Genomic DNA, 12,194 nt, shown 5'->3' on the forward strand with positions numbered 1-12,194 from the left:
GAAAAGGTCGAAAAGTAAAAAAAAGAAAAGGCAGCATAATCGGACTAAAATAACAGGAAAAACAGGAGAGGTTTTAACTTCCCCTAAAAAAGACATGTACATAATGCATGGGTGGGAAGGAAAAAACAAGAATATGTAAACAATATTCTACAAAAAAGATAGAAGACTGGGAGAGTTGAACGAAAAAATCAAGAGAAAAGCTTTGCTTTACGTGAGCTTTTCTCTTGATTTTTTAGAAAGAGGAACATTTACTGAATATCCCTAATTAACGTCCCCAAATGAAAGGGGAAGGTTTGAAACCTTCCCCTTTTCCCTTTCATCAAAATCGAGGGTGTCAAAATGAACTGCAGTATTTTTGAATCAGCTCATCCACATTCGGATCTCCCAGTTCCTTAGCTTTCTTAAAGTTCCCGCAAGCCTCGTCCTTCTTCTGCAACTGTATCTGACAAAGCCCCAACAAGCGATAGGCTTCGGCATATTTCGGATCTGTTTTCAGTATGTCATTCAGAATACGAACCGCCTCTTCATAACGGCCTACGCGCAAATTCACCACTGCGTGTTCCGCCTGATAAGTCAAGTCGGCAGGATTCAGCTCGATAGCCTTAGCGATATCATCCAACGCACGCTGATACTGGCGGGCTTTCAGTGCCGCCTGCTCACGGTAATAATAGAATACATCATTCACTTGTCCTTTCACTGCGGTATGATAGGCGTCATAATCAAGCATGGCATTCCGTGCCTGACCGGCCGCCATATTCATTTGCGCACGTTCCAGCAGATAAGGAGCCAACTCAGCGGTTATCGGCTGCGGACAACGGGCAATGCAACTATCCATCAAGGTCAAGACCTCTTTCGGGTCGCTTTTCATCAATTCCTTTGTCTTGGCGGCACTGAAGAAGGTAGCGGGAGAAGCAAGATTGCTGGCGTTTACTTTCTCATAAGCAGCCAAAGCGCCTGCATAGTCTTGCTTGGCAAACAGGATATCGCCTTCCATCTGAATGTAAACAGGCAACGGATCAATAGCTATCGCCTGACGGACATTCTCCAAAGCGGTATCATACGTCCAATCCTTATACGTCTTTTCCGGCTTGGACAGTTGGTAAGAATACATCATCTTACCTATATTATAATATGCATCGTCTTTCTTCTGAGCCACCTTCAACGCGCGGTTAAAGTCGTCAACGGCTTTATCATACCAAGACTGGTCATCCTTGCCTTTGGCTATATAGTAATTCGCACGGCGGAGATACCCGTCCGCGTTGTTCGGGAACTGAGCGATAAAATCATCCAAGAGTTCTCCATAGTCGTCTCCCGACATCTGAGAGGAAGCCATAAACAAATAGACCAATGCCTGGTCTTCCGTTTCGGGCAATCCCTTCCGGATACCAATGCTTCTCAACGTTGCATCCCCCAGAGAAAGGGCATTGATCTTCTGCGCCATCGCAAAAGCCGCCCCTGCCGCATAACAAGTGGTTATCGTGTCCAGCCCCGATGACTTCTGCGCAATGCCGAACACCTGTCCTTCCTCGTTCATCACCGGACAGCTCACCATCTTGTCTTTCATCCGCATACTCAATGTATAATAATGGTGCTCTCCCGCCACTTTGGATACCTCCTTCACCTTGCCGGAAACGCAGGCGATACTCTTCTGCGTGGAATAAGGAAGCATCCACGCATCACTTCCCACTGCCGGAGCAGCAGTCGCCACCACCAGCGCAGGCACTTTCTTTTCAGTAATTCCTACACGGAACTTTATGACATCATACATATCATTCGCTCCCAATATCCGGCTGACCGGCATTTGCTTACCGTCCGCCGTCACGACCACCGCACGCTCCGCTCCCTTGAAAAGAGAAAAATCGGATAATGCCAGTCCGTCTTCGGAGACAAAAAATCCGTTACCGGTATTCAGCATTTTATCATTCTTATCGTAGGTCACGACCGAGAAGACCGCACGTTTCGCCTTCTCTACCCATTTAGGGGTCTGCGCCATGCTTCCCTGCACCAGAAAGAAAAGCGCCAAAGGTAGAATTAAAATCTTCTTCATAATATTACTCATTGTTTCTTTGTTTCACCGCCTCGTAAATCAAGATACCCGCAGCTACGGAGACATTCAATGACTCGATAGTGCCCAGCATCGGTATCTTCACCCATTCGTCGCAGAGCGCCAGGTTATCGTATGACACCCCTGTATCCTCCGCTCCCATAATGATACACAACGGTCCCGTATAATCAGCTTTCGTATAATCGTAATCTCCCTTTTCGGTAGCCGCCACAATACGGAAGCCACTGTCTTTCAGATACTGAAGCGTCGAGCGCAAGCTCTGTTCACGACATACGGGAAGCGTATGCAACGCTCCCGCCGATGTTTTCACCGCATCGGCATTTACCGACGCGCTGCCACGCGCGGGAATAATCACCGCATCTACGGCGGCACATTCGCAAGTACGGGCAATCGCGCCGAAATTGCGGACATCAGTCACTCCGTCCAACATTACAAAAAACGGATTCTTGCCTTGCTCAAACAGGAAAGGAACAAGATCCTCCGTCTTCTGATAAGTCACGGAAGAAATGAAAGCGATCACACCCTGATGATTCTTCCGGGTGATACGGTTGATACGCTCCACCGGAACACGCTGAACGGGTATCAGCGTACCTTTCAAAGCTGCAAAAAGCTCTTTGGAAAGATCACTCTGAATATCTTTCTTCACGAGGATTTTATCTATTTCTTTTCCAGCCTGAATGGCCTCTATCACGGCACGAACGCCGAAAATCATTTCACTTTTGTCAAGCATCTTATTTATTTACTATTGTACTATATTTACGAATTACTATTTATACATTACCGTAACGGCAATGACACACCGCTAATCGCTGTTCAACAGCGCCTTAGCGTTGCTGAGCGCGGCTTCGGTCAAAGTGGCGCCACTCAACATATGGGCTATCTCCTCCACCCGCTCCTCATCAGTAAGACGGCGGATATGGCTGTTGGTTTCCGTATCGCTATCTTTCTTGTACACCTTATAATGCGCCCGTCCACGAGCGGCAATCTGCGGCAGGTGGGTAATGCTGATCACCTGACGGTTCTGCTCGCCCATCTCCTGCATCATATCCGCCATGCGGTCGGCTATCTCACCGGAAACTCCGGTATCTATCTCGTCAAACACGATGGTCGGCAACTTCACGGCTCCCGCAATCATAGCTTTGATGGAAAGCATGACACGAGCTATCTCACCCCCCGAAGCCACAGAAGAAATATTCTGCAATGTACCGTTCTTGTTGGCGGAAAACAAGAAGCTGACCGTATCTTCTCCCTGCAATCCGGGTTCTTTCTTCAATCCCATCTCCACCTGGAAACGGACATTCGGCATTCCCAACGGAATCAGGCGGGTGGCCAACTGTTTTTCCACCTCACGGGCAGCCTTGACGCGGGCTTTGGTCAGCAAGGCAGCCTGCTGCTTCACCTGTTTGAACTGTTCCTCCTTGCGGGCGGTCCATTCGGCAATCCGTTCATCGTATGAAGTGATGTCGGACAGTTTGACACGGTATTCTTCCGTCAAAGCCAGCAACTCATCAAGCGTCTGTACCCGATGTTTCTGCTGCAAGGAATAAATCAAGTTCAGACGCTCGTTCACTTCCTCCAGCCGTGCCGGGTTGAACTCCACCGATTCACCCTGCGAAGAGATTTCATGCGCGATATCTTTCAGTTCGATATAAGCGCTCTCCATACGTTCCGCCAGTTCTTTGGCAGGCTGGTAGACTTTTTGCAGATTGTTCAGCGTGTTCAGATTGTCCTTCAGATAAGAAAGCAGTCCGCCTTCGTCTGAGGCGAACACCTGCTCCACCCGGTAAAGCCCTGCCTTGATTTCCTCCGCATGACTCAGTATTTCAGCTTCCTGTTCCAACTCCTCCTGCTCTCCTTCCACAAGACGGGCTTCTTCGAGTTGCTCCAATTGGAAACGGATGTAATCTTCGTCCGAACGGCTTTTCTCGGCAAGCGAGACTAAGTCCGCCAATTCACGTTCCGTCTGCTTCCATCCGGCATAACAGGTGTGGTATTTCTCCAACGCAGTGTCGTTATGCGCCAGAATATCAAGCACATTCAACTGAAAGCCTTCCTTGTTGAGCAACAGGTTCTGATGCTGTGAGTGCACGTCAATCAACCGCTCTCCCAACTCCTTCACCTGCGCCAACGAAGCGGGCGTATCATTGATAAACGCCCGACTCTTACCGGACGCCTGCACTTCACGACGCAAAATGCACTCTTCATCATATTCCAGCTCATTGTCTTCAAAAAACGGGCGCATCCCATAAGCCGATATATCAAAACGAGCTTCTATGATACATTTAGAAGCTCCGCGACGAATTGACTTTACATCGGCACGCTGTCCGAGCAGCAGCCCGATGGCTCCCAGAATAATTGATTTCCCGGCTCCCGTCTCACCTGTAATAACGGAAAAGCCGGTGTCGAAACTAATATCCAGTTTCTCTATCAATGCGTAATTCTGAATGTATAGTGAACGTAACATTTGAATAAGTTGAGAGTTGAGAGTTAAGTGTTGAGAGTTAAGTGTTTTAATTCATCAGACAGGCGGTCGATGATATCCCGTGCCACTTCTGTCTTCGACTTGAGCGGATAGTCGGTACGGCCTTTCCGGTCGATGATACTGATTTTGTTGGTATCATGACGGAAACCGGCTCCCGCGTCGTTCAGAGAGTTGAGCACGATAAAATCGAAATTCTTCCGTTCGAGTTTTCCTTCGGCATTCTGCTGCTCGTTGTTCGTTTCGAGGGCAAAGCCTACCAACAACTGGTCTTTTCTTTTGACAGCCCCCAGACTGGCGGCAATATCTTTGGTTGCCCGAAGATGCAGCGTCAGCTCTTCTTCTTTCTCGCGCTTGATCTTCTTGTCGGCCACCATTTCCGGACAGAAATCAGCTACTGCGGCACACAGTATGGCTGCGTCGGAATCGAAGAAACACGCTTGCGAAGCCGCATACATTTCCTCCGCCGATTCCACATCGATCCGGCGAATACGGGAGTGCCGCGTTTCCAGTTGCACAGGACCCGCAATCAACGTCACCTCCGCACCACGACGGGCGCATTCTTCCGCCAAAGCAAATCCCATCTTTCCGGAAGAATAGTTGCCGATGAAACGGACGGGATCAATCTTCTCGTACGTCGGTCCGGCTGTAATCATGACCTTCTTTCCTTTCAACTCACCGTTTGCGGCAAAAAACTCGTCCAATACCCGGATGATATTTTCCGGTTCTTCCATCCTTCCCTTCCCCACCAAGTGGCTGGCAAGCTCTCCCGTGCCCGGCTCGATGATATGATTGCCGAACGAACGGAGAATATCCAGATTCTTCTGGGTAGAAGGATGCGCATACATATCGAGATCCATTGCCGGAGCGACAAACACCGGAGCTTTGGCCGAAAGATAGGTTGTAATCAGCATATTGTCGGCTATCCCGTTTGCCATCTTGCCGATGGTAGAGGCGGTGGCGGGAGCAATCAACATGGCATCCGCCCACAGCCCCAAGTCTACGTGGCTGTTCCACGTTCCGTCGCGCTGTGCAAAGAACTCGCTGATGACCGGCTTGCTGGTCAACGCCGAAAGAGTGATGGGAGTAATAAATTCTTTTCCCGCCGGAGTAATCACGACCTGCACTTCCGCTCCCTGCCTGATAAGCCCACGAATGATGTAGCAAGCCTTGTACGCGGCAATACTGCCGGTAATTCCAAGAATTATCTTTTTTCCTTTTAGCATTATTTCGTTATCAGATTGCTCATTTCACGCAGACGGATTTTTGTCAATACCGCTTTCGTATTCAGCGTGAAATCACTATTCAAAATCCAACTGTAATATCCGGGATCTTTCTTCAAGACCTCAGCTACAGACATTCCTTTGTACTTTCCGAAGTTGAACACTTCCACTCCATTATCATCATAGACCATGCGACCGGCAAAGTCTACATTCTTGGAATAGCTGGAGTAGTCCGCCAAAAACGCAATATCGTTCTGCAACTCGTCATAGCGGTCGAGCTGCGCTTTCAGTACCTCATAAGTGGCACGTGTGTCCGCCTCCGCCGTATGCGCATCCTCCAGATTCTTTTCGCAGTAGAATTTGTAGGCTGCCGAAAGGGTGCGTTGCTCCATTTTGTGGAAAATCACCTGCACGTCCACAAATTTGCGCTTCGTCATGTCGATATCCACTCCCGCACGCAGAAATTCTTCCGCCAGCACAGGAATGTCGAAACGGTTGGAGTTGAATCCTGCCAAATCGCATCCTTCAATGTCACGGGCAATGCTCTTTGCCACTTCCTTGAAAGTAGGGCAATCCGCTACGTCCGCATCGTAAATGCCATGCACGGCGGAAGAGGCTTCGGGAATATGCATCTCCGGATTGATACGCAAAGTCTTGGATTCCTCATTCCCGTTCGGATAAACTTTCAAATAACAGATTTCAACAATACGGTCTGTGTTGATATTGGTTCCGGTCGTCTCAAGATCGAAAAAGACGATGGGATTTTTCAAATTTAATTTCATTTCTGGTTATTTTTTCGTTTCACCACAGAGGACACAGAGGACACGGAGGGTTGTTTAATAAATATTCAAAATTTTCCTCCGTGTCCTCTGTGCCCTCTGTGGTGAATAATTAATCATTCAACATCATCGGCATCAGCAACATCAGCAAGTCTTCGTTCTCTTCCTGCTCTACGGGAATGATTACTCCGGCTCGTGAGGGATCGGCCAATTCGATAATAACTTCGTCTGCGGAAATGTTGTTCAGGATGTCGATCAGGAACGTAGATTTAAATCCGATACTCATGGCAGCTCCCGCATATTGGCACACCTGTGTTTCTTCGGCAGAGGTGGAGAAGTCGATGTCCTGTGCGGAAATGACAATCTGGTTTTCCTGCATACGGAGTTTAATCAAGCTGCTTGCCTGCGAGGAGAAGATAGACACACGGCGCAAAGCTCCCATCAGCTGCTGGCGGTCTACGGTCAACTTATGAGGGTTATTTTGAGGAATTACCGAGTTGTAGTTCGGATAACGCCCTTCGATCAGACGGCAAACCATGCGATAGCTTTCGAGCATGAACACGGCGTTGCGTTCGTCGAATTCGATTGTCACCATGCCCTGTTCTTTCGGCAGAAGATTCTTGAGCAGCGTAGCCGGTTTCTTCGGCAGGATGAACGCCGCACGCTCGTTGCCTTTAGCCGCCAATGTCTTGCAACGCACCAGCTTATGACCGTCCGATGCGACCATCGTGATGTCTTCTGTCGTAATATCAAAATAAATACCGTTCATCACCGGACGGAGTTCGTCGTCAGCAGTTGCGAATACCGAGCGGTTGATACCTCCCAGAAGCACTTCCGCTTCCATCTCCACGCGAACTGCATTGTCTCCCAATGTAGCCGACTGAGGGAATTCGTCCGCATTCTGTCCCATCAGACTATATTTTCCGTTCTGATACTGCACCGTAATTTCATAATTGTCCGGGTTGACATCAAACGTCAATGGCTGTTCCGGAATCTCTTTCAGTGCATCCAGCAACGTTTTCGCCACTACGGCAAAACGTCCGTTCGTATCGCTTTCATTCACTTCTACGGTAGTAACCATCGTTGTCTCGCTGTCGGATACGGTGACAGACAATGTTCCATCTTCCAGTTCGAAGAGAAAACAATCGAGGATAGGCAATGCGTTTTTCGAATTGATCACGCGGCTTATAGCCTGTAAATGGCTAGAAAGAGCAGTACTTGAAACGATAAATTTCATATATTTTCGTGTATTTAAGTTTTAAATATTCTAACGCACAAAGTTACGAAAAAAGATTCGGGCAGCCCAATAAAACAAAAGAAAAAACAGTCTTTGTGTGAGGGATATTCCTAAAAAGTCGTAACTTCGCCGCAGAATTTAAATTAATCGCAATGGAATTTACAGGAAAAATCATCGCTATTCTCCCTCCGAGAGGTGGAGTATCAAGAACAAGCGGCAACGAGTGGAAATCGCAAGAGTTCGTTATCGAAAATCACGACCAATATCCGCGTAAAATGTGTTTCGACGTATTCGGCGCGGACAAAATCGAGCAGTTCAATATTCAGATGGGCGAAGAACTGACCGTATCATTTGATATTGACGCCCGTCAATGGCAGGACCGTTGGTTCAACAGTATCCGTGCATGGAAAGTCGAACGTGTAGGCGCAGGCGCTCCAATGGCTCCGGGTGCTCCCGTTCCTCCTCCGGCTCCGTCCGCTACTCCGGAATTTACTCTGGGCGACGCGAAAGACGATCTGCCTTTCTAAACAAAAAAATCAAGGCGTAACGATACGCACTGAAAAACTCCCGGTGAATTTGATTTCTGCCGGGAGTTTTTTTATGCCCGCACTTTGTAAAGATTCCGCCCACAGGTAAACACTTCTCAGCCCACAGATGAACAACACCCGGACACGGGCTCAGGGGAATAAGCCCACAGGTGAAAAAAGGTCAGCAATAACGTCGGCAACCAAAACCCAGAAATACTATCGCTGATAGTATTTCTATTCTCTTCTAATCTCTTCTTTTCTCTTCTCTTGGGTTATGGTTGGGTTATGGTTGGGTTTTTGCGCCCTGCCAGAAGGCGTTTCAGCGCTTTTAGTTTTTGCAAAAACAGTGTTTTTTCGCAGGTAGTTTTTTCACCTGTTTTTCCTCTTTTCAAATCCGGTTTTTCTCCGTTCGGAAATCTTTTTCCAATCAACCCGAAATGATTTTTCCAGCTTGTCTTTAGTCGGCTTTATACTTCAAAACGATGGTGGGATATGCCACTTCATCAGCACAAGTAAACTGAGCAAAAAGTATGAAATTGCGAAAAAATTCCGCATTGCGCACAAAGAAATCGGGCACGAAACAGACCTGTTTTTCCACTTGCCGGAAGAGGTGTTCGAAATCTGCCATCAGCATAAAATGATAAGAATCGGACAGGTTACTCATCCCCGCTTTATAGGTAACAGCACTGTCAAGCACTTCGCCTTTATCCAACCGGAGTATATAGTCCGACAGACTGTCTTCGTCCGGTGCTAATAATAAACGACCGGCATAAAAGGCAGCGTACAGCTCCGAAGCCGGCTCCACGAAACTAGAAAGTTGCGTAAACAACGTTGTCTGAGGCAGCCGGTAGACAGGATAGGCTTTATCCGCAGTATAACAAAAAGTTATACGGGGATTCTTATGCCTTTCTACAGAGGATGCCGTATTTGTCAGGGAGCGCATCATCCTCTCAGCCTCCGTCACATCGGGCACAGAAAGACTCAGCACAGACGCCGCGTCCCGCAATGTATCTTCCCGTTGGAAAAGACAGGTCACCAAATCATGCCCGGTGTTTTCCATCAGATAACGCGAGATTTCACGGTTTCTTTCCTGCATTCCGCTATCATCGTCCACCCCTGCCGGTATATATTCACGACTGTCGCCATAGGCAAGCAGAGAGTTCCAGTCCGTGACACTTTGTTTGCTAAAATAGAAAGTGGTGGAAGGCAACACTTCGCCCGGAAATCCTTTGACAGATTCTTGTTGCCGAAGCTGGTTGATAAAGGCGATACAGGTATCCGGATCATGACTGACACCTGTAAAATAGACATAATCGTCCTTCATCTTCATGTCAAACTCCGTCCACCCTATCATGCCGTTCACACGGGTATAAATGGTAGCGACCGCTCTGCTTTTTTTCGGTGCGTTTATCTGCATGAAAGCAGGATCATCCGCCAGAGAATCTCCCTTCTTGCAGGTATCAATGACTTCTTCTATCAGTTTTTTCTGGAAGCTCAACACCATGAAATCGGACGTGAGATAGCAAGCGAGGAAATCACCGTCCGCCATCGGGTAGATTATTATCTTTTCTCCTTTGTAATCGAAGGTTTTCGGCGGATAGAGTGATGAAATGTATTTTTGCACGAATCTGTCTATCAGCTCTTTATCACCTTCTCCCAATCTGCAATAGAGCACTTGGTCGCGTTCGCTGTCCGGAGCATGGAAACTTATCAGCATTTGATTCATTTGCCGACTCAATCCGTGGGGACTATCTTCGGAAAGTTCGTACAGGGAATGTTTTAAGTAGGAAAACAGCTTGGATACATACAGGTATTGCCGTTCTTTGCTGCAAGTCAGATTATCGGTTTCAGTCACAAACTCAAGCACATCATCGGTAGCAAACACTGCCGAAGTAGTGGCGGGAACCAGCTCGTAAAGATTGAAATTTCTCTGTCCGTCAGCCGCCGACAGCCTGAAAAAAGAGTACATGACGAAACCTGCGCACAGAAGTACAACAGAAGAAGTGACCGCTATTTTCACTATCGTACGAAGTTTCATAATATTTGCTGTTTATCTGCTCGGTGCAAAAATAATAATTTCTACAAAGAAAACAAAACTTTTACTAAAAAACCACCGGTAATTAAAGAAGGATTTCCAATCCGTCAAATGCCAGGTGAATATTCTCCGGAAGTCTCCGTTCAGCTTCGGCATGCAAGCCCATATCATGACTCATGTGTATAAAGTATGTCTTCTTTGCCTGAATGCGCCGCGCAACCGCCAAAGCCGCCTCCAGATTCTGATGTGTAGGATGCGGGGCTATGCGGAGTGCATTCACAATCAGAACATCCACGCCTGCCAATTGTTCATAGGATTCTTCGGGCATGGTCAGCATATCGGTGATATAACCGAGTTTTCCGATCCGGTATCCGAGAATCGGCAACCGCCCGTGCATCACACGCAGGGGAAGCACTTCGGTATGGTTTATGTAAAAGGGTTGTCCCGCCACAATCTCTTGCAAAGGAATATTAGGGACACCGGGATACGAATGTTCCACAAAACAATAGGGCATACGCGAACGCAATCCGCGTGCTACGTATTCTTCCGCATAAATAGGAACTGAACCAAACTGGCAGAACGGACGAAGATCGTCCAGACCGCCCACATGATCGTAATGCTCATGCGTAATGAGCACTCCGTCTATCTTCTCGAAAGGGAGATGCAGTACTTGCTCCCGAAAGTCGGGACCGCAATCTATCAATATGCGCGCATCTTCCGTCTCTACAATGGCAGAGGCACGCAACCTGTTATCTTTCGGATCGGCAGAAGTACAAACTGCACATGTGCAACCAATCTGGGGCACTCCTGTCGATGTTCCACTTCCAATGATTCTTACCTTCATACTTCATTAAATTACGTTTACTTCCGGGTGGATATCGATACCGAATTTATCGCGTACTGAAGCCCGCACCGCATCTGAGAGTGCGACAATGTCACTGCCTTTCGCTCCACCCCGATTCACCAGCACCAATGCTTGTTTATCGTGGACGGCGGCAGGTCCTAAGGATTTTCCTTTCCATCCGCATTGGTCGATCATCCATCCGGCAGGGATTTTCACACGCCCGTCAGGAAGCTCATAGTAAGGTATGCGGGGATAGTCCCGCTGCAAGGCTTCCAGCTTTTCTTTCGCCACAATGGGGTTCATAAAGAAACTGCCTGCATTTCCCATCACTTTCGGGTCGGGCAGTTTACTTTCGCGAATCTCAATAATCACTTTACGGACAATGGGCAACGTCGGTGCAGGATACTTTGCAAGTTCCTGGCGAATCGTTCCATAGTCCAGCGTGTACCGTTCTTCTTTACTAAGACGGAAGCGGACATAGGTGACAAAAACGGATTTGTTCTCAGGACGCTTGAAAATGCTGCTGCGATAGGCATACTCGCATTCTTCGACAGAGTAGACACGCCCGTATCCTTGAACGTTCACTGTCTCTACCGCCGTTATCAGGTCTTTCACCTCCACTCCGTAGGCTCCGATATTTTGCACGGCACTCGCTCCCACCTCACCGGGAATCAACGAAAGATTCTCCGCTCCATACCATCCATGCTCCACGCAACAGGCTACAAAATCATCCCACACAACTCCCGCACCGACACGCAGGGATACGGTCTGAGAGTCTTCGGCCGTCACTTCGATACCTCCGATGCGGGAATGCAGTATCAGCCCGTCGTAGTCTTTGGTAAACAGCAGATTGCTGCCGCCGCCAATATGCAAAAAAGGTGTCGTAACGGCACCTTGCGCAATATACTCCTTCAGTTCCGCTACTGAGGCGTATTCCAGAAAACGGGAGGCACTGACATCAATGCCGAAGGTATTGTAGGGCAAAAGAGAATACATAGTCTATCT

Annotated in this window: 11 protein-coding genes; 1 reads left to right on the plus strand and 10 read right to left on the minus strand. The window is 48.0% G+C overall.

The window, feature by feature from the left end:
* Positions 1-334: 334 nt before the first annotated feature.
* The 6 genes from BACFIN_RS18210 to dnaN form a co-directional block, all read right to left on the minus strand.
* Complete coding sequence (locus BACFIN_RS18210) at positions 335-2,047, minus strand: serine protease (protein ID WP_032839089.1); 1,713 nt, start codon at positions 2,045-2,047, stop codon at positions 335-337.
* A gap of 4 nt (positions 2,048-2,051) precedes the next feature.
* Positions 2,052-2,795, minus strand: a complete 744-nt coding sequence (gene rlmB / locus BACFIN_RS18205; RefSeq protein ID WP_007748020.1) for a 23S rRNA (guanosine(2251)-2'-O)-methyltransferase RlmB — start codon at positions 2,793-2,795, stop codon at positions 2,052-2,054.
* A gap of 72 nt (positions 2,796-2,867) precedes the next feature.
* Complete coding sequence (gene recN, locus BACFIN_RS18200) at positions 2,868-4,529, minus strand: DNA repair protein RecN (protein WP_007748022.1); 1,662 nt, start codon at positions 4,527-4,529, stop codon at positions 2,868-2,870.
* Between the two features lie 23 nt (positions 4,530-4,552).
* On the minus strand, positions 4,553-5,770 hold the full coding sequence (coaBC, locus tag BACFIN_RS18195; protein ID WP_007748024.1) for a bifunctional phosphopantothenoylcysteine decarboxylase/phosphopantothenate--cysteine ligase CoaBC: 1,218 nt from the start codon (positions 5,768-5,770) through the stop codon (positions 4,553-4,555).
* Positions 5,770-6,549, minus strand: a complete 780-nt coding sequence (locus BACFIN_RS18190) for a 3'-5' exonuclease (protein ID WP_007748029.1) — start codon at positions 6,547-6,549, stop codon at positions 5,770-5,772. The genes coaBC and BACFIN_RS18190 overlap by 1 nt, the downstream gene beginning before the upstream one ends.
* 109 nt (positions 6,550-6,658) lie before the next feature.
* Entirely contained in the window at positions 6,659-7,783 is a 1,125-nt protein-coding gene (dnaN, locus tag BACFIN_RS18185; RefSeq protein WP_007748031.1) for a DNA polymerase III subunit beta, read from the minus strand.
* Positions 7,784-7,935: 152 nt separating this feature from the next.
* Between dnaN and BACFIN_RS18180 the strand changes: the two genes are divergently transcribed.
* Positions 7,936-8,310 (plus strand): DUF3127 domain-containing protein, encoded by a 375-nt coding sequence (locus BACFIN_RS18180; RefSeq protein ID WP_007748033.1) that lies wholly within the window; start codon positions 7,936-7,938, stop codon positions 8,308-8,310.
* Between the two features lie 272 nt (positions 8,311-8,582).
* Here the strand turns inward: BACFIN_RS18180 and BACFIN_RS22475 are convergent, their stop codons facing one another.
* The 4 genes from BACFIN_RS22475 to murB form a co-directional block, all read right to left on the minus strand.
* A complete protein-coding gene (locus tag BACFIN_RS22475; RefSeq protein WP_007748034.1) occupies positions 8,583-8,741 on the minus strand; it encodes a hypothetical protein in 159 nt (52 codons plus the stop codon).
* A 26-nt stretch (positions 8,742-8,767) separates the two neighbouring features.
* On the minus strand, positions 8,768-10,348 hold the full coding sequence (locus BACFIN_RS18175) for a DUF3352 domain-containing protein (RefSeq protein ID WP_007748036.1): 1,581 nt from the start codon (positions 10,346-10,348) through the stop codon (positions 8,768-8,770).
* A gap of 82 nt (positions 10,349-10,430) precedes the next feature.
* On the minus strand, positions 10,431-11,189 hold the full coding sequence (locus BACFIN_RS18170; RefSeq protein WP_007748038.1) for an MBL fold metallo-hydrolase: 759 nt from the start codon (positions 11,187-11,189) through the stop codon (positions 10,431-10,433).
* A 6-nt stretch (positions 11,190-11,195) separates the two neighbouring features.
* On the minus strand, positions 11,196-12,185 hold the full coding sequence (gene murB, locus BACFIN_RS18165; RefSeq protein WP_007748039.1) for a UDP-N-acetylmuramate dehydrogenase: 990 nt from the start codon (positions 12,183-12,185) through the stop codon (positions 11,196-11,198).
* Positions 12,186-12,194: the final 9 nt, after the last annotated feature.

The sequence above is a fragment of the Bacteroides finegoldii DSM 17565 genome (assembly GCF_000156195.1).
In the GTDB taxonomy this organism is placed as follows: Bacteria; Bacteroidota; Bacteroidia; order Bacteroidales; family Bacteroidaceae; genus Bacteroides; species Bacteroides finegoldii.

Bases quoted from the DNA above. Each gene is read 5' to 3' on its own strand.
- rlmB (WP_007748020.1), bottom strand. From the start codon at position 2,795: ATGCTTGACAAAAGTGAAATGATTTTCGGCGTTCGTGCCGTGATAGAG.
- BACFIN_RS18210 (WP_032839089.1), bottom strand. From the start codon at position 2,047: ATGAAGAAGATTTTAATTCTACCTTTGGCGCTTTTCTTTCTGGTGCAG.
- coaBC (WP_007748024.1), bottom strand. From the start codon at position 5,770: ATGCTAAAAGGAAAAAAGATAATTCTTGGAATTACCGGCAGTATTGCC.
- murB (WP_007748039.1), bottom strand. From the start codon at position 12,185: ATGTATTCTCTTTTGCCCTACAATACCTTCGGCATTGATGTCAGTGCC.
- dnaN (WP_007748031.1), bottom strand. From the start codon at position 7,783: ATGAAATTTATCGTTTCAAGTACTGCTCTTTCTAGCCATTTACAGGCT.
- BACFIN_RS18175 (WP_007748036.1), bottom strand. From the start codon at position 10,348: ATGAAACTTCGTACGATAGTGAAAATAGCGGTCACTTCTTCTGTTGTA.
- BACFIN_RS18180 (WP_007748033.1), top strand. From the start codon at position 7,936: ATGGAATTTACAGGAAAAATCATCGCTATTCTCCCTCCGAGAGGTGGA.
- recN (WP_007748022.1), bottom strand. From the start codon at position 4,529: ATGTTACGTTCACTATACATTCAGAATTACGCATTGATAGAGAAACTG.
- BACFIN_RS18170 (WP_007748038.1), bottom strand. From the start codon at position 11,189: ATGAAGGTAAGAATCATTGGAAGTGGAACATCGACAGGAGTGCCCCAG.
- BACFIN_RS18190 (WP_007748029.1), bottom strand. From the start codon at position 6,549: ATGAAATTAAATTTGAAAAATCCCATCGTCTTTTTCGATCTTGAGACG.